At 64.0% G+C, this 16809-nt stretch carries 15 protein-coding genes; 5 read left to right on the top strand and 10 right to left on the bottom strand.

Annotated elements, in window-relative coordinates; all coding sequences use genetic code 11:
* Nucleotides 1–26 precede the first annotated feature (26 nt).
* The 4 genes from HLH35_RS10125 to HLH35_RS10110 are packed head-to-tail and all read right to left on the bottom strand — an operon-like array spanning nt 27 to nt 3119.
* Nucleotides 27–476, bottom strand: a complete 450-nt coding sequence (locus tag HLH35_RS10125) for a nitrate reductase associated protein (RefSeq protein WP_182979015.1) — start codon at nt 474–476, stop codon at nt 27–29.
* Nucleotides 477–529: 53 nt separating this feature from the next.
* Nucleotides 530–679 (bottom strand): DUF2474 domain-containing protein, encoded by a 150-nt coding sequence (locus HLH35_RS10120; protein ID WP_182979014.1) that lies wholly within the window; start codon nt 677–679, stop codon nt 530–532.
* A complete protein-coding gene (gene cydB, locus HLH35_RS10115; RefSeq protein ID WP_182979013.1) occupies nt 666–1685 on the bottom strand; it encodes a cytochrome d ubiquinol oxidase subunit II in 1020 nt (339 codons plus the stop codon). The genes HLH35_RS10120 and cydB overlap by 14 nt, the downstream gene beginning before the upstream one ends.
* A 3-nt stretch (nt 1686–1688) precedes the next feature.
* On the bottom strand, nt 1689–3119 hold the full coding sequence (locus HLH35_RS10110) for a cytochrome ubiquinol oxidase subunit I (protein ID WP_182979012.1): 1431 nt from the start codon (nt 3117–3119) through the stop codon (nt 1689–1691).
* A 337-nt stretch (nt 3120–3456) separates the two neighbouring features.
* Between HLH35_RS10110 and HLH35_RS10105 the strand changes: the two genes are divergently transcribed.
* The 4 genes from HLH35_RS10105 to HLH35_RS10090 all read left to right on the top strand — a co-directional run bounded on the left by HLH35_RS10105 (nt 3457) and on the right by HLH35_RS10090 (nt 6064).
* Nucleotides 3457–4509: a Dyp-type peroxidase gene (locus HLH35_RS10105; protein WP_182979011.1), complete on the top strand. Its 1053-nt coding sequence runs from the start codon at nt 3457–3459 to the stop codon at nt 4507–4509.
* A 1-nt stretch (nt 4510) separates the two neighbouring features.
* Complete coding sequence (locus HLH35_RS10100) at nt 4511–5326, top strand: family 1 encapsulin nanocompartment shell protein (RefSeq protein ID WP_182979010.1); 816 nt, start codon at nt 4511–4513, stop codon at nt 5324–5326.
* A 126-nt stretch (nt 5327–5452) separates the two neighbouring features.
* Nucleotides 5453–5788, top strand: coding sequence for a hypothetical protein (locus tag HLH35_RS10095; protein ID WP_182979009.1), 336 nt, complete (start codon nt 5453–5455; stop codon nt 5786–5788).
* A 96-nt stretch (nt 5789–5884) separates the two neighbouring features.
* Nucleotides 5885–6064, top strand: coding sequence for a hypothetical protein (locus HLH35_RS10090; RefSeq protein WP_182979008.1), 180 nt, complete (start codon nt 5885–5887; stop codon nt 6062–6064).
* Nucleotides 6065–6085: 21 nt separating this feature from the next.
* Here the strand turns inward: HLH35_RS10090 and HLH35_RS10085 are convergent, their stop codons facing one another.
* The 3 genes from HLH35_RS10085 to HLH35_RS10075 are packed head-to-tail and all read right to left on the bottom strand — an operon-like array spanning nt 6086 to nt 11476.
* Nucleotides 6086–9250, bottom strand: coding sequence for an error-prone DNA polymerase (locus tag HLH35_RS10085; protein ID WP_182979007.1), 3165 nt, complete (start codon nt 9248–9250; stop codon nt 6086–6088).
* On the bottom strand, nt 9247–10710 hold the full coding sequence (locus tag HLH35_RS10080) for a DUF6504 family protein (RefSeq protein ID WP_456305638.1): 1464 nt from the start codon (nt 10708–10710) through the stop codon (nt 9247–9249). The genes HLH35_RS10085 and HLH35_RS10080 overlap by 4 nt, the downstream gene beginning before the upstream one ends.
* Nucleotides 10685–11476: an ImuA family protein gene (locus HLH35_RS10075; RefSeq protein WP_182979005.1), complete on the bottom strand. Its 792-nt coding sequence runs from the start codon at nt 11474–11476 to the stop codon at nt 10685–10687. The genes HLH35_RS10080 and HLH35_RS10075 overlap by 26 nt, the downstream gene beginning before the upstream one ends.
* Before the next feature lie 217 nt (nt 11477–11693).
* On the opposite strand from HLH35_RS10075, the gene HLH35_RS10070 reads away from it, so the two are divergent.
* A complete protein-coding gene (locus HLH35_RS10070; RefSeq protein ID WP_182979004.1) occupies nt 11694–13766 on the top strand; it encodes a UvrD-helicase domain-containing protein in 2073 nt (690 codons plus the stop codon).
* A 20-nt stretch (nt 13767–13786) separates the two neighbouring features.
* Here the strand turns inward: HLH35_RS10070 and HLH35_RS10065 are convergent, their stop codons facing one another.
* The 3 genes from HLH35_RS10065 to HLH35_RS10055 form a co-directional block, all read right to left on the bottom strand.
* Nucleotides 13787–13993 carry a TOBE domain-containing protein gene (locus HLH35_RS10065; RefSeq protein WP_182979003.1) on the bottom strand — a complete coding sequence of 69 codons (207 nt, stop codon included), beginning with the start codon at nt 13991–13993 and terminating at the stop codon, nt 13787–13789.
* Between the two features lie 36 nt (nt 13994–14029).
* Entirely contained in the window at nt 14030–15037 is a 1008-nt protein-coding gene (gene galE, locus HLH35_RS10060) for a UDP-glucose 4-epimerase GalE (RefSeq protein ID WP_182979002.1), read from the bottom strand.
* A gap of 84 nt (nt 15038–15121) precedes the next feature.
* Nucleotides 15122–16585 (bottom strand): mannose-1-phosphate guanylyltransferase/mannose-6-phosphate isomerase, encoded by a 1464-nt coding sequence (locus HLH35_RS10055; protein ID WP_182979001.1) that lies wholly within the window; start codon nt 16583–16585, stop codon nt 15122–15124.
* Nucleotides 16586–16809 lie beyond the last annotated feature (224 nt).

Here is a 16809-nt window from a genome sequence, read left to right as displayed (position 1 = left end):
GCCGCTTCCGGGAATACGCTCGTCCGTCACAGGACGCCGAATTCTCTCATGGCCGGCACGAAATTCTCGTTCTCATGCTGCGAGCGCGCGAGCTTGATCAGCGCAAAACGCTGCAGCGGTGTCAACATGGCCCATTGTTCCGGCGTCGGGGGCGCCACGCCATCCGCCTCGGCCTGCGTCCGCACGGCCTCAGGCATCCGGTCGGCCTCCCGCCAGTCGTCAAAGCCATTCGTGACAAGCGGGCGTGGCGGCTCATCGGTCCGCACCGCAATCAGATGCAGGACCAGCGCCCGATACGCCCCCTGTTCCGCTTTCGTCTCGCACGGCAGATCGGCAAGCTGCCCCCGCTCTTCGCGGGAGAAACGGCTCCATTGCCGCAGGCTCAGTTTTATGCCGGCGATATCGAGCTTCTGCCGTGCGATCATCGGGATACAGCGCAGCGAGCCCGCGAAGTCACTCTCAAAGTCAAAAATCATCGAACCAGGTCCAGAACTTCTGCTGTCAGTCGAAAATTCGAAGAGCCGCCCTGTTATTTGGGAACAAGCAGGTGCAGCAGAGACGCCACCACAAAAAACACCACCGTGCTGAACGCCCAGATGGCAACGAACCACCCGATCCGCACACCAAAGCGCTTCGGCGCATCGTCTCCATTGCCCTTGACGATCTCAGTGATAGCCATCGGCTTCCGTCACTTTCCCGCGGAACACACGGTAGGAATAAATCGTGTAGGTCAGGATGATCGGCAGCAGGATGGCGGTGCCGACAAGCTGGAAGAACTGGCTCGACGGCGGCGACGACACATCCCACAGCGTCAGGCTGGGCGGCACGGCATACGGCCAGACCGTAATCCCGAGACCGGAGAGACACAGGAAAAACCAGCCGAGCGCACACAGGAACGGCACCCGCGAATGGCCGCGACGCAATCCCGTGGCGAGCAAAACCCCCAGCACGACGACCAGCACCGGCACCGGCGCGACGAAGAGGATATTCGGCCAGTCGGTCCAGCGCCGCAGATAGGGCGCATGCAGCAGCGGCGTCCACAGACTGACCGCCACGATGCCAAGAAACAATCCGACAGCCAGCCACCGACCCCATTTGCGGCAGGATGCCTCCAGCACGCCGGTTGTCCGCCACACCAGCCAGGTCGCGCCAAGCAGCGCGTATCCACACATGACCGCCACCCCGCACAGAACACTGAAAGGCGTCAGCCAGTCGAACGCGCCGCCGCTAAAGGCGCCGTCGGTCACGGCAATGCCCTGGATCACCCCGCCCAGGATCGCTCCCTGGCTGAACGCGGCGATGCCGGACCCGGCCATGAAAGCGATCTCCCACAGCCCCTCACGCGCGGTATCCCGCGTCATGATGCGGAATTCGAACGCCACGCCACGAAAGATCAGGGCCAGCAGCATCAGCACGATCGGCAGGTAGAAGGCCGGCAGAAGCGTGGCGTAAGCCCCAGGAAAGACGCCGTAAAGCACGGCGCCACCCAGAACCATCCACGTCTCGTTGCCATCCCACACGGGCGCGATCGTATTGACCATCACATCCCGCCGCCCCTGGTCGCGTTCCAGCGCGAACAGCATCCCGATCCCCAGGTCGAACCCGTCGAGAATGACGTAGATCGTAATCGCGGCGACCAGGATGACGGCCCACACGATCGGGAGCCAATACGCGAAATCCATCATGGCTCAGGCTCCTTCATCGGGAATGGGGCCGGCGATCCCCGGATGCGTATGCGTCGCCAGCACGTCGGCGGGGTGCGCGGGGCTGGGAATATGCTCGCCTTCCTCCGGCGCACGCCCCAGCAGGCGGAGCAGGATGACCAGACCAGACCCGAACACGATCACATAGACCACCACGAAAGCCGCCAGCGTCATCGCCATGCTGGACAGGACGATCGGCGAAACACTCTCGGCCGTCCGCAGAAGACCATAGACCGTCCAGGGCTGCCGCCCGACCTCGGTGGTGATCCAGCCGCACAGCAGCGCGATGAAGCCGGCAGGCGCCATGCACAGCGCCACACGATGAAAGACCGGGCTGGTGAACAGGGCGCTGGTCCGGCGCAGCCACAGCGACCAGAACCCCACCAGCGCCATCAGCATGGCGAGCGCGACCATGATGCGGAACGAGAAGAAGATGATCGGCGATGGCGGCCGCTGGTCACGGGGGAAATCCTTCATCCCCGGCACCTTGCCGTCGAGACTGTGCGTCAGGATCAGCGAGCCCAGAAGCGGCACCTTCACGGCATAATCCGTCCGTTCCGTCTTCATGTTCGGAATGCCGAACAGCAGCTCCGATGCCCGTCCTTCGGTCTCCCAGTCGCCTTCCATCGCGGCGATCTTCACGGGCTGATATTTCAGGGTATTCAGCCCATGCGCATCACCGGCCAGGATCTGCAGCGGCGCCACGATCGCGGCCATCCACATGGCCATGGAAAACATCACCCGGACCGGCTCGCTCGCAATCGCCCCCGCCCGCCGCGCCTTCAGCATGTGCCACGCGCCGGTCGCCCCCACGGCGAACGCGACGGAGAGAAACGCCGCCAGCCCCATATGGACCAGCCGGAACGGAAAGGACGGATTGAAGATGATGGCAAGCCAGTCGTCGGGCATGAAGCGCCCGGTGGCCGGATCGATCGTATAGCCGCGCGGGGTCTGCATCCATGAATTCGATGCCAGGATCCAGGTCATCGAAATCAGCGTCCCCACCGAAACGCAGCAGGTCGCGGCGAAATGCAGCCCGCGCCCGACCTTGCTCATGCCGAACAGCATGACGCCGAGGAATCCTGCTTCCAGAAAGAAGGCCGTCATGACCTCGTAGGACAGAAGAACACCCGTAATCGGCCCGGCCTTCCTCGAAAAGACCGACCAGTTGGTTCCGAATTCGTAGGACATGACCAGTCCGGACACGACGCCCATGCTGAAGACGATCGAAAAGGCCTTGATCCAGTAGCGATACAGATCGAGAAAAACTTGGCGTCCGGTCTTCAGCCACAGCCCTTCCAGAACGGCCAGATAGGCCGCCAGCCCGATGGAGAAGGCCGGGAAGATGATATGAACGCCCACGGTAAAGGCGAACTGAAAGCGCGCCAGGATCAGCGCAAGGGCAGCGGTCTGCATCTATACCTTCCTAAAAGCCTGACATCGGCGTCTGCGTCAGGCGACAGATTCCGGGAATGAAGCGTGATGATGTCTTCCCGCCACGGGCGACTGCCGTGCCTGTTATTTTGTCCTGCAGGACCTGCCACGATGTTCCAGCATCCCAGCTAGATCACGCGGCGGGCGGGGCGTCCAAGACCTTTTGCTTATGGTATTATGCACACCAGTTATAACGATGAGCGATTTGTGATCGCTCTGGTTATTTAGCCCATCCCGATATCTTGTCATCAACGGTCATCTGCCTATGCTGAACGTCCGTGATCGTTATACGAGCCCGTCCGCAGGGAGTTTCAGTCCGTTGGCCACACCGCAACCCGTTGGTACGAAGCTGACCCAGGCAGCAATTTTTCTTGTTGCAACATTAAGCGAGAACCCTTCGATCAACGCGCAGGTCCGCGATCTTCTGGGAGATCTCTCCTCTCTCGTGCGCGGTGTCGGATTCCGGGTCCCCGATGGGAGGTTAAGCTGCATCACCGGCATCGGTTCGAACGCCTGGGATCAACTCTTCGGCACCCCGCGCCCCCGGGACCTGCATCCGTTCCAGGAAATCCGGGGCGCGCATCACGCCCCCGCCACGCCGGGCGACCTGCTCTTCCATATCCGCGCAACCAGGATGGATCTCTGCTTCGAACTCGCGGCTTCCATCGTCTCCCGGCTGGCGGGCGCTGGCAAGGTCGTGGATGAAGTCCACGGATTCAAATATTTCGACGAACGCGACCTGCTCGGATTCGTGGACGGCACCGAAAACCCCTCCGGTCAGGTCGCGACCGACGCGGCCATCGTCGGCGACGAAGACCCCGCCTTTGCCGGTGGCAGCTATGTCATCGTCCAGAAATACCTGCACGACCTCAAGAAATGGGATGCCATCCCGACCGAGGTGCAGGAACATATCATCGGCCGCCGCAAAGTATCGGACATCGAACTCGCCGACGCGGCCAAGCCCAGCTATGCCCATAACGTCCTCACCAATATCGAGGAGAACGGGCAGCAACTGCAGATCGTGCGCGACAACATGCCCTTCGGCGAAGTGAGCAAGGGTGAATTCGGCACCTATTTCATTGGCTATGCGCGCTCCCCCGCGCGCACCGAACAGATGCTGCAGAACATGTTCATCGGCAAGCCGCCCGGCAATTACGACCGGCTCCTCGATGTCAGCACGGCCGTGACCGGGGCCCTGTTCTTCATTCCCACTGCCGAGTTCCTGGATAACGCGCCGGACATGGACGCCGAAGCCCCCGAGGCGTCCAACCCGGACGACCAGCCCCCCCTCCCTGCCTCCTCCCCCGATCAGCACGGCACAGGCTCGCATGACGGCTCGCTGGGTATCGGCTCCTTAAGGAAGGAAATCTGACATGAACAATCTCCACAGACATCTAGCCCCCATCTCCAGCGCGGCCTGGGCGCAGATCGAGGAAGAGGCCTCACGCACCATTCGCCGCCACCTGGCCGGCCGCCGCGTCGTCGACACCTCGGAACCGAAGGGGACCGCATTCGCAGGCATCGGCACCGGGCGCGGCACCCTGATCGATGCGCCCGGCAACGGCATCCGTGCCCTGCGACGCGAGGTCCTGCCGCTGGTGGAACTGCGCGTCCCCTTCACGCTGTCGCGCACGGAAATCGACGCCGTCGAGCGCGGATCGCTGGATTCCGACTGGCAGCCCGTCAAGGACGCGGCGAAGCAGATCGCCTTCGCCGAAGACCGCGCGATCTTTGACGGCTATGCGGCGGCTTGCATCCCCGGCATCCGCAACGGCACGTCGAACGCCCATCTCAAGCTCCCCGCCCAGGCCAGGGACTACCCGCATGCCATCGCCGACGCCCTGAACGCGTTGCGCCTGGCCGGCGTGAACGGCCCGTATTCGGTGGTCCTCGGCGCCCAGGCCTTCGCCAATGTCAGCGGCGGCGACGATGACGGCTATCCTGTCTGCAAGCATATCGAAAGCATGATCGACGGAAAGATCATCTGGGCACCGGCCATCGAGGGCGCATTCGTCGTCTCGATGCGCGGCGGCGACTTGGCGCTGGATATCGGACAGGATTTTTCGATCGGTTATCTGTCCCACTCGGCGGATACGGTCGAATTGTACCTGCAGGAAAGCTTCGTCTTCCGCGTCCTGACCAGCGAGGCGACCGTCGCCCTCGATCAGCCCGAACGGCCCCCCGCCTGATCGCCCGCCCGCGCCCGAACGGGCGCGGGCAACGGACACCGGCATGGAGCGTTTTATCCCACAGGAGCCAGCCGCACCGCGCCGGACCAGCCAGCCCCATCACAGGCCTTTACGAGGATAATTGGAATGGAAAACCCCCTGGAATCCTCCCCCGAAAGAGACGCACGCATTCTCGCCAAGGCGAAAGAGATGTGGGTCGCCGACGGAAAGCCCGCTTCCGGCCCCGAGGCCTACAAGGAAGCCGCCGCCGACCTGATCGGGATGGAACTCAATGCCGATGCCGGGCAGATCCCGGTGGAGCCCCCCGTTCCCCTCGACGCCAACGGCCAGCCCATCGAGGAAGCCTGGCTGGAAGAGAATCTGGGCAATCCGGGCGGCTACATGAACGAACTGGACAACAAGCGGGAAACGCCCTTCGCAACCCGGCAGGACGAGGAAAAGGCCCTGAAGGACCAGAGCTGACACGCAAGCGACACAGGATTTCTGCTGCGCGCGGTCCAATCCCCGGCAGAATATCCTGCCGTCAGGTTCCGAACAGGTCACCCATGGGAGGCTCGAATGATCGCAGTCTACCTTGACGACGGGAGTGATCCCGTCGCCCCTCGTGAAAACGGATGGTACATCATGGATGGCACCACCATCCTTCTGGCAGGTCCCTTCTCCAGCAGGGAAGAGGCCATCCTGGCGATCGACGAACAGGAGCCGGACCCGGAGGCAGGCGGCCCTTCCCCTTTCTGACCGTATGGGCAGGCGCCACCTTTAGTGAAAATCTCTCGATTTTACGAGAACCCTTTCAGTTCTCTCCCTGCCGCCTGCCCCATCGTCTCCACCCGCCCCCCGGTTGCCCACATCGGCCAGAAGGTCGGAAAGATCCGTGATCTCGCGTGCGACGAGATGCACGACACCCCCTTCCTTCTGCACGCTGCCCATGACTGCAAGCATCTGCCCCGACATGACCCGGCTGCGATATTTTTCGAACAGGTCGCGCCATATGATGACGTTCAACGCACTGGTTTCATCTTCCAGCGTCAGGAATACCACGCCCTCGGCCGAGCCGGGCCGCTGGCGCACCAGCACCAGACCGGCCGCCGTCAACCGCCTGCCATCCCTGGCCTCGATGGCCTGCCGGCAGGGCACGATCCCCATCCCGTGCAGATCATCGCGCAGAAAGGCAACGGGGTGGTCACGCAGGGTCAAACCGATCCGGTTGTAATCCCGCGTCACCTCGGCCCCCTCCCGCATGGGCTGCAGCCACACGGCAGGTTCCTCCGCCTCCCGCCCAACAGAGGCCGCCGCGAACAGCGGCAGAGGCTCGTCACGCAGCGCCTTGATCGCCCACAGCGCCTCACGCCGCGGCAGGCCAAGACTGGGCCGGAACGCATCCGCTTCGGCCAGATGCGTCAGCGCCGCCACCCTCACCCCGGCCCTGCGCCACAGATCATCGACAGACGCAAAGGGCCTGACCCCACGGGCGCCTACAATGCAGGCCGCATCCTTGTCGGTCAGCCCCTTGACCAGGCTCATGCCCAGCCGGACGGCAAAACGCCCCCCTTCCGTCGCCGGCCCTTCCAGCGTGCTGTCCCAGCGCGAGACATTGACGCAAACCGGCCGCACCTCGACCCCATGCTCACGCGCATCCCGCACCAATTGGGCCGGCGCATAAAACCCCATCGGCTGGGAATTGAGCAACGAGGCCAGGAACACATCGGGATGCCTGCATTTCATCCAGGATGACGAATAGGCAAGGATTGCGAAACTCGCCGCATGGCTCTCCGGGAATCCATACGACCCGAATCCCTCCAACTGCTGGTAGATCCGTTCGGCGAATTCGGGCGCATAGCCATTCGCCTTCATGCCTTCGACCAGCTTGGTCTGGAACCTGCCGATCGTGCCGGTATTCTTGAAGGTGGCCATCGCGCGCCGGAGTTGATCGGCCTCGCTGGCGGTGAAATCGGCGCAAACCATTGCCACCTGCATCGCCTGTTCCTGAAACAGGGGGATACCCAGGGTCTTTTTCAGCACCTTCTCCAGTTCCGGGGTTGGATAGTCTTCCTTCTCGATCCCTTCCCGCCGCCGCAGATAAGGATGGACCATATCCCCCTGGATCGGGCCGGGACGCACGATGGCAACCTCGATCACCAGATCATAGAATTCGCGCGGCTTCAGGCGCGGCAACATGGACATCTGCGCGCGGGATTCGATCTGGAACACCCCGATCGTATCCGCCTTGCGGATCATGTCGTACGTATCAGGGTCCTCGGCCGGAATCGTGGCAAGCGTGAAATGCTCCCCTTTACAGTCGGCCAGCAGATCGAGCCCCTTCTTCATGCAGGTCAGCATGCCCAATGCAAGGCAATCGACCTTCATGAATTTCAGAACATCGATATCGTCCTTGTCCCACTCGATGATCTGGCGGTCCTGCATCGCCGCCGGCTCAACCGGCACCAGCTCGTCCAGCCGGTCATGGGTCAGCACGAAACCACCCGGATGCTGCGACAGATGGCGCGGCACGCCGATCAGGCAGCATGCCAGATCCAGCGTCAGCCGGATGCGCCGGTCGGACAGGTCGATGCCGGTATCCCTGAACTGTTCAGGGTCCGCATTCTTCGACCAGCCCCAGATCTGACCCGACAGCGTGCGGATCAGATCCTCGGGCAGCCCCATGACCCGGCCGACATCGCGCAACGCCCCCTTGGCACGATAGCGGATCACCACGGCCGTCAGGGCCGCACGATCGCGGCCATAATGGCCGTAGACCCACTGGATCACCTGCTCGCGCCTGGCATGCTCGAAATCGACATCGATATCGGGCGGTTCGCCCCGTGCCTCGGAGACAAACCGCTCAAACAGCAAATTATTACGCGCTGGGTCGATGGCGGTGATACCCAGCACATAGCAGACCGCACTATTGGCCGCCGATCCCCGCCCCTGGCACAGAATGTCCTCGGAACGGGCATAACGGACGATGCTGTTCACGGTCAGGAAATAGGGCGCGTAGTTCATGCGCCCTATCAGGGCCAGCTCATGCTTCAGGCTTTGCCTGACCGTATCGGGAATGCCTTCGGGATAGAATTTTTGGGCCCCTTCCCACGTCAATTCCTCCAGCGCCTGCTGCGGCGTCTGGCCCGGCACCGACACCTCGTCGGGATATTGATAGGCAAGGTCATCGAGGCTGAATGTGCAGCGTTCCATGATCTCGATCGTACGGCCGATCGCCTCCGGATAGCGGGCGAACAGGCGCGCCATCTCATGAGGCGGCTTGGGATAACGGTCGGCATGGCGCTCGCGCGCGAAGCCGGCCTCATCGATGGTGGTATTATGCCGGATGCAGGTCACGACATCCTGCAGGATGCGCCGGTCGTGAGTATGGAACAGCACATCATTGGTCACCACGGTCGCCACCCGGGCCTGATGCGCCAGACCGGCCAGCTCATACAACCGCATCTGATCATTGGGCCGCCGCCGCAGCGTCAGCACCATATAGGCACGATCACGAAACGCTTCCTTCAGCATACGCAAACGCACCGCACACATCTCATCGGCCCCATCCGGGACCATGAGGACGATCAACCCCTCCCCCCATGCGACCAGATCTTCCCACAGCAGATGGCACCTGCCCTTCCCGGCCCGCGCCTTGCCGATGGTCAGCAGGCGGCACAGGCGACCATAGGCGGCCCGATCGATCGGATAGACCAGTACAGGCGAAAAATCGGCCAGATCCAGGCGACAGCCGACGACCAGCCGGACCCCGGCTTCCTTCGCCGCCACATGGGCCTGCACCATGCCCGCCAACGTATTCCGGTCGCAGAGCCCCAGGGCCTCGATCCCCAGCGCCTTCGCCCGCTGGAACAGGTCGGCCGGCGAGGACACCCCGCGCAGGAAGGAAAAATAGCTCGTCACCTGCAATTCGGCGTAACGGCTCATCCGAAGATCCCATGCAGGAACCAGCCCTGCGACCCGGTCTCGCCATGTTCCCCGTCACCGGCACGATAGATCCAGAACCGCTCTCCGGACGTATCCTCCACCCGGAAATAATCGCGCGCCGTGGTCAGTTCGGCATCCCCCTTCCACCATTCGCCAAACACCCGTTCCGGCCCGTCGGCACATTTCACCTTCCGCCGCACACCGCGCCAGATGAAGAAGACCGGCGGCTGGTCGGGCAGTTCGGCCATGGCCTGCACGGGCTCGGGCCGGGGCAGCAGGCGCGTCGGGCGCGGCCAGTGATCCGGCCAGTCCCGCGCGTCGTCCGGCGCCAGGGCAGGTACGCGGCAGAAGGAGCGTTCCGGAATATCGCTTTCGACCGGCGCGCAGCGATACAGCGCCTGCATGCCGACACGATTGGACAGAATGTCGATCAGGCCAGAAATGTCGGGCTCATCCGCCTCGCCCAGCAGCGACAGGGCCTGGCGCGCGCCCATCGTCTCGGCCCGCGAGGCCGCCAGCACCATGCGCTCGATCCCGAAACCAGGATCGATGGTCTCGATCTTCTCGCAGAGCAGCCGGATCAATCGCCTGGCGTCCCGCACCGGCTGGGCGGTAGCAACCCGGATCGCTTCGGCACGATCGTCCACCCGGTACAGCAGCAGGTCGAAACACCGGCCGCCCAGCCCACGTTCTTCCAGCAACTGGCAGAGCGGGGGTACCAGCGTGCCGATCATGCGGGCGATCGTTTCGGCGGCCCCGATCGGCTCGGCAAAATTCCGGCAGACCTCCACCGATTCAACGGGGCGCACAGGGACAATGGCCTCGGCCACACGCCCGAACGCCTGGTCCAGCCTGCGCGCAACATCCGGGCCGAACCGCAGGGCCAGCGGCGCGCGCGGCATGGCGGCAAGCGGACCGATGCGCGACACGCCCAGCGCATGCAGCCCATCGACAATGCCCTCGGGCAGGCGCAGGGCCGCGACAGGCAGATCCGCAATCGCGGCCACCACCCCGCCGGGCGGCACGACCAGCATCCGCGCCCGACCATAACGCGCCAGCGCATGGGCGGCCCCCAGCGTCTCGGCCACAACGGCCTTGGCGGTGATCCCGGTATCGCGCAGCCGCTGGACCATCGCTGCCAGCATGGCCTGCTCGCCACCATGCAGGTGATCGGCCCCACTGGTGTCCAGCACGATGCCATCCGGCGGGTCGGCAGCCACGATGGGGGCAATGCGGTGCTGAAACCACAAGGCCAGCTTTTCCAGCCCCGCACGGTCACCCTGCGGATCGGCATCCATGATGGTCAGGTCGGGATGGAGCGCCTGCGCCTTGGCCACCGGCGTGCCAGGACGCACTCCCGCCTTGCGGGCAGCAAGATCGACCGAGAGCACAACCCGCCGCCGCCCCTCGCGGCCAACCAGCGCCAGCGCCGCGTCAGGCGCGGGCGCGCCGGCGCCCAACCTCTTCCGGACCCGCTCCGTCGGCCAGAATGGCAGGTAGAGCGAGACGATCCGCGACAGGCGCGTCTTGGGCAAGCCTCCCTTCTCCATCGCAGGCCTCCACGTCAAAAACGGCTTCGTCCCCAGCCCGTGCCCGAATCAGCTCCAGCCTCCAGCGCGGCCGCCCCACACCCGGCACCGGCAGGCCAACCGATGACAGAACCGATACCCGCCAGCGTGTGACGCTGGCCGTCGGCTGGCCGAAATCGGCCGCCCCGGTCGGGCGCCGCCACCGCCGGATCGCGATGCCCAGCGTGCCCGATGTCTCGGCGGCCAGTTGCAGGCGGCGCGAGGCCGTCATCGACAGCCGCGTCACTTCGGCCACCACTGCCCCCAGGCCGCCATGCCGCAGCCCCTCTTCGAAACAGGCCAGCACATCGACCTCCGATCCGGCCTCGACATAGATGACCCGCCGCCCCGACAGCCCCACCTGCATCAGGGCCGGCGCGAAGACATCCTGGCGGCTGACGATCCACAGCACCCTGCCCCGCGTCCGGGCCGCGATCCCGGCCGAAAACTGGCCGGCGGCCGCAGCGTGCTGGGCGTCGCATCCACCGCCCGCCACCTCATGCAGCGCCCCCAGCGCCAACCCGCCGCCCGGCAGGCGGCTGTCGATCTCCGCCAGGCCGAACGGCAGGACCGCCCGCCTGCGCCCGGCCCGGCCTTCCAGGCGGCTGATCTGCTCCCGCAGCACCTCCAGCGCGGGACGGGGTTCGGGTGCGGGCATGCGGCAAGACAGTCCATCCATGCTATCCCGACCGGGGCTTCCCAACCGGCGGGCAGGCAATTATGTTCTCTATTTGTTCCATATCCGGGACAGGCGTCAACGATTTTCGAAACGGCCCACGACATTTGATCCGCATTTGATCCGCGCCGCGCCATGGCGGAAACTGTAGACATTCATCAGGGAACACCCTCATTTCCAGTGGGTTACGGGAGCAATCGTGGGCGACGGATATCTCGACAGGCTGAATGACGCGCAACGGGCCGCCGTAACGCACGGAGTCGCGCATGGCGCGGCATCTCCCGCTGCCCCCCTGCTGGTCATCGCCGGGGCCGGCTCGGGCAAGACCAACACGCTGGCCCACCGCGTCGCGCATCTGATCGTCAACGGCGCCGATCCCCGCCGCATCCTGCTGATGACCTTCTCGCGCCGGGCCAGTGCCGAGATGGCGCGGCGGGTGGAGCATATCTGCGCCCAGGTGCTGGGCGACAAGGCAGGCGCGATGGCCGACGCCCTGACCTGGACCGGCACGTTCCACGGCATCGGCGCGCGGCTCATCCGCAACCATGCCGAACAGCTCGGGATGGACCCGGCCTTTTCGATCCATGACCGCGAGGATTCCGCCGACCTGATGAACCTGGTCCGGCACGAACTGGGTTTTTCCAAGACCGAAAGCCGCTTCCCGACCAAGAATACCTGCCTGGCGATCTACTCCCGCGTGGTCAACGCCGAGCAACCGCTGGGCGACGTGCTGCTGAAACATTACCCATGGTGCGCAAGCTGGCAGGAACAGCTTAAAACCCTGTTCGGCGCCTACGTGGCGGCCAAGCAGGCCCAGAACGTGCTGGATTATGACGATCTGCTGCTGGTCTGGGCGCAGATGATGGGCGATCCGGTGCTGGCGGCCGAAATCGGCGGCACATGGGACCATGTGCTGGTCGACGAATACCAGGATACCAACCGCTTGCAGGCCACGATCCTGCTGGGCATGAAGCCCGATGGCACAGGCATGACCGTCGTCGGTGATGATGCCCAGAGCATCTATGCCTTCCGGGCCGCGACGGTGCGCAACATCCTCGACTTCCCATCCGCTTTTCCCACCCCGGCCACCGTCCTGACGCTCGACCGGAACTACCGCTCCAGCCAGCCGATCCTCGCCGCCGCCAACGCGGTGATCGGGCAGGCATCCGAACGTTTTGCCAAGAATCTCTGGACCGACCGGGAATCCGACGCCCTGCCCCGCCTGGTCTGCGTGAAGGACGATGCCGACCAGGCCCGCTATATCGTCGAACGCGTGCTGGAAGACCGGGAACAGGGTACGGTGCTGAAGCAGCAGGCGGTGCTGTTCCGGACCTCGCACCATAGCGGGTCGCTGGAAGTCGAACTGACACGGCGCAACATCCCGTTCGTGAAGTTCGGCGGCCTGAAATTCCTCGACAGCGCGCATGTCAAGGACATGCTGGCCATGCTCCGTTTCGCGGAAAATCCGCGCGACCGGATGGCCGGATTCCGGGTGATGCAATTGCTGCCGGCCGTCGGCCCGACTTCAGCCCGACGGGTGCTCGACGCCATGCAGGACGCAGTAGACCCAATCGCCGCCCTGATGCAGGCCAAGGCGCCGGCCCATGCGGGCGAAGGCTGGGCCGGTTTTGTGGAGACGATGCACGGCCTGAGCAACCGCTCCGTCGGCTGGCCGTCCGAAATCGGCCTGATCCGCCATTGGTACGAGCCGCATCTCGAACGGCTGCACGAAGACGCAACCACCCGCCTGGCCGACCTGCTGCAATTGGAGCAGATCGCGGGCGGCTACCCCTCCCGCGAGCGGTTCCTGACCGACCTGACGCTGGACCCGCCGGACGCAACCTCAGATCAGGCCGGCGTGCCGCTGCTCGATGAGGATTACCTGATTCTCTCCACCATCCATTCCGCCAAGGGGCAGGAATGGAAGAGCGTCTTCGTGCTCAACACCGTCGATGGCTGCATCCCTTCCGATCTCGGCACCGGCGAGACCGAGGAAATCGACGAGGAACGCCGCCTGCTCTATGTCGCCATGACGCGGGCAAAGGATTCCCTCGACCTGATCGTGCCGCTGCGCTTCCATGTTCGCGGGCAGCACGGGATGGGCGACCGCCATGTCTATGCCGCGCGAACCCGCTTCATCGACCGTGAGATGCTGCCGCTCTTCGAAACGCGCGCATGGCCGCTCGTCACGCCGGAGGACGAGAAGCGCCAGGACGCCGCAAAACATGTCCGCATCGACATGGCCGCGCGGCTGCGCGGCATGTGGGGATAGGCCGGCAGACGCGCCGCGCTCTATTTGCCCACCATCACGTCCGATGCCTTGATGACGGCATAGGCTTCGTCGCCCACGGCCAGGGCAAGATCGTCGATCGCTTCGTTGGTGATGGCCGAGGTGATCACGACACCTGCGCCGATATCGATCGTCACATGCCCGGTGGTCTGGCCTTTGGTCACAGCCGTGACCGTGCCCTTGATCTGGTTGCGCGCGCTCAGTTTCATGCCGTCTCCCTTTCACCCCCATCCGCGCCGCACAGATTATACGCCGCCAACAGGACCATAACCATCGGGATGGGCCAGACGCCAGCGATAGGCCGTCTCGACAATCTCGTCGAGCGTTACGAAACGCGGCGTCCAGCCGGTTTCCCGCCGCAGTCGCTCGGCCCCGGCGACCAGCCGGGCCGGGTCCCCCGGGCGACGGGGGGCCAGATGCCAGGGGACCACGCGTCCGGTCACACGCTCGACGCTGCGGATCACCTCCATGTTCGAATGACCGAACCCGGTGCCGACATTATAGACCACACTGCGATCCCGGATGGCGTCCAGCGCCGCCAGATGGGCATGGGCCAGGTCCGTGACATGGATATAGTCGCGGATGCAGGTTCCGTCCGGCGTCGGATAATCGTCGCCGAACAACTGCAGCGCGTCCCTGCGCCCCAGCGCCGCATCGATCACCAGCGGGATCAGATGTGTTTCGGGGCGATGGTCCTCACCGATCCGCCCATCCGGATCAGCCCCCGCAGCATTGAAATAGCGCAGGCATGCACTGCGCAATCCATGAATCCGGTCGGCCCAGAGCAGCGCCCGCTCGACCATGTGCTTGCTTTCGCCGTAGGGAGAGCCGGGAATGATCGGCGTCTCCTCGGTAATCAGCGCATCATCGGTCTGGCCGAACAGGGCGGCGGTCGAGGAGAAAACGAAGCGTTTCACGCCATGGCGGATACAGGCGTCGATCAAGGTAAAGCCCAGTCCCGCATTGGCTTCCATGTAGCGTAAAGGGTGCTGCATGCTTTCGCCAACCAGCGACAGCGCCGCGAAATGCAACACCCCATCCCACGGGCCGCTGGCCAGGATCGTATCGACCATGGCGCGGTCCGCCAGGTCCCCTTCGACAAATGTCACGTCATCGGGAACCGACTCCCGATGGCCGGTACGCAGATTGTCGAAGACCAGCACATCATGCCCCGCGTCCCGCAAGGCAGCGACGACATGGCTGCCCACATAACCCGCCCCACCGGTAACCAGAAAACGGGATCGATTTGTCATGTCCCAGCCTCGAACTGTCTCGCGGCCTGCAATCCGCGCGTGATTCTGGCCCCCGATGAGCCCTTTACAATCGCCTGATGATCCTCAAGTCCGGTTGTAAGTATCCTCGAAGCGGACGATATCATCCTCGCCCAGATAGGACCCGGTCTGGATCTCGATCAGCACCAGCGGAATCCTGCCCGGATTTTCCATCCGGTGGGTGCATTCCTGCGGCAGGTAGATGCTCTCGTTCTCATGGACAGTGATCTGCTCGGCATCGCGCGTCACCAATGCCACACCACTGACGACGACCCAATGTTCGGCGCGATGGTAATGCTTCTGCAGCGACAGCTTCTCGCCGGGCATCACGACAATGCGCTTCACCTGGAAGCGCGTGTCCTGGATCAGGCTCTCGTAGAATCCCCACGGGCGATAGCAGCGATTATGGGCTTCGGCTTCCTTCCGGCCCTGGGCCTGCAGGCGGGCGACGATCTTCTTGACATCCTGCGCCCGGCTCCGCTGCGTGACCAGAACGGCATCCCGGGTCGCGACCACGACGACGTCGTCCACGCCCACAACGGCGGTCAGGATCTCGTCCGAACGAACATAGCTGCCATGGACCGATTCCAGGCAGACGTGACCCTGCGTCACATTGCCGTCGGCATCTTTCTCACCGATATCCCACAGCGCGTCCCAGCTGCCGATGTCGGTCCACCCGAAATCGCCGGCAATGACCGCGGCCTGGTCGGTATGCTCCATGACGGCATAATCGAAGGATATATCCGGCGTCGAAAGGAAAGAGGCAGGATCGAGACGCTGGAAGATCAGATCACTGGTGCGGCGCTCCACAGCCTGCCGGACCGGCGCCAGCACCACCGGGGCATGGGTTTCCATTTCCTTGAGCAGCGTGCGGGCGGTAAAGACAAACATGCCCGAATTCCACATATATTTGCCCGACGCCACCAGTTCGGCGGCGGTTGCCGCATCCGGTTTCTCGATGAAGCCGGCAACCATGCTGGCCTCAGGCAGTCGCGACAGCGGCTTGCCGGCCTCGATATAGCCATACCCGGTTTCCGGCCGCGTCGGCTGCATGCCAAAGACAACAATATGGCCGCGCTGCGCGGCGGCGGCGGCGGCGGGCAGAAGCTGTTCAAGCGTTTCCGGCCGGGTGATGACAGCGTCGGCGGCCATGATCCATAGCACGGCATCCGGGTCGCTTTCGGCAGCCAGCAGGGCGGCCGCGGCGATGGCGGGCGCGGAGTTGCGGCCTGCGGGCTCCAGCACGATTCGCGCATTCTCGATCCCGGCCTCGCACAGTTGCTCGGCGATCAGGAAGCGATGGTCGTTGTTGCAGATCACGATCGGCGCGTCGAACATCGCGCCAATCCCGCGTCGGGCCGTTTCCTGCAGCATCGTCCGGGATCCGACCAGCGACCAGAGCTGCTTCGGGTAGCTGGCCCGCGACAGCGGCCACAACCGGCTGCCTGTTCCACCGGACAGAATGACCGGCACGATCCTGGTCGTGCTGGCAGCCTTGGTGCCAATCATCGGAAGAGTGGTGTCAGACATGGCATGGTCCTTCTGCTCTACTTGCCTGCAAAATCATGTCGCCCCCGGCCCCTCTCGCCGCATGGCTCCGGCTCCTGCCGCCGCAGCACCTCCCGGCAAACTGGCTATGCCGCCCGGACAGACCACGACGAAATCGTATGAATAGCAGGTAACACATGCCATGCCGAGTGTCAGCCAAAGACAATGACATACCGTTCAATAACTTTGTTTCGTCTCTATTATAA

This window comes from Gluconacetobacter asukensis, from assembly GCF_014174375.1.
GTDB classification, from domain to species: Bacteria; Pseudomonadota; Alphaproteobacteria; order Acetobacterales; family Acetobacteraceae; genus Gluconacetobacter; species Gluconacetobacter asukensis.
Note: the sequence above shows the minus strand (reverse complement) of the source record. Positions and strands in the feature narration are given on the sequence as shown.

Coding starts and splice junctions, on each gene's coding strand:
- HLH35_RS10100 (WP_182979010.1), top strand. CDS start 4,511: ATGAACAATCTCCACAGACATCTAGCCCCCATCTCCAGCGCGGCCTGG.
- HLH35_RS10075 (WP_182979005.1), bottom strand. CDS start 11,476: ATGCCCGCACCCGAACCCCGTCCCGCGCTGGAGGTGCTGCGGGAGCAG.
- HLH35_RS10055 (WP_182979001.1), bottom strand. CDS start 16,585: ATGTCTGACACCACTCTTCCGATGATTGGCACCAAGGCTGCCAGCACG.
- HLH35_RS10065 (WP_182979003.1), bottom strand. CDS start 13,993: ATGAAACTGAGCGCGCGCAACCAGATCAAGGGCACGGTCACGGCTGTG.
- HLH35_RS10090 (WP_182979008.1), top strand. CDS start 5,885: ATGATCGCAGTCTACCTTGACGACGGGAGTGATCCCGTCGCCCCTCGT.
- HLH35_RS10125 (WP_182979015.1), bottom strand. CDS start 476: ATGATTTTTGACTTTGAGAGTGACTTCGCGGGCTCGCTGCGCTGTATC.
- cydB (WP_182979013.1), bottom strand. CDS start 1,685: ATGATGGATTTCGCGTATTGGCTCCCGATCGTGTGGGCCGTCATCCTG.
- galE (WP_182979002.1), bottom strand. CDS start 15,037: ATGACAAATCGATCCCGTTTTCTGGTTACCGGTGGGGCGGGTTATGTG.
- HLH35_RS10110 (WP_182979012.1), bottom strand. CDS start 3,119: ATGCAGACCGCTGCCCTTGCGCTGATCCTGGCGCGCTTTCAGTTCGCC.
- HLH35_RS10085 (WP_182979007.1), bottom strand. CDS start 9,250: ATGAGCCGTTACGCCGAATTGCAGGTGACGAGCTATTTTTCCTTCCTG.
- HLH35_RS10120 (WP_182979014.1), bottom strand. CDS start 679: ATGGCTATCACTGAGATCGTCAAGGGCAATGGAGACGATGCGCCGAAG.
- HLH35_RS10095 (WP_182979009.1), top strand. CDS start 5,453: ATGGAAAACCCCCTGGAATCCTCCCCCGAAAGAGACGCACGCATTCTC.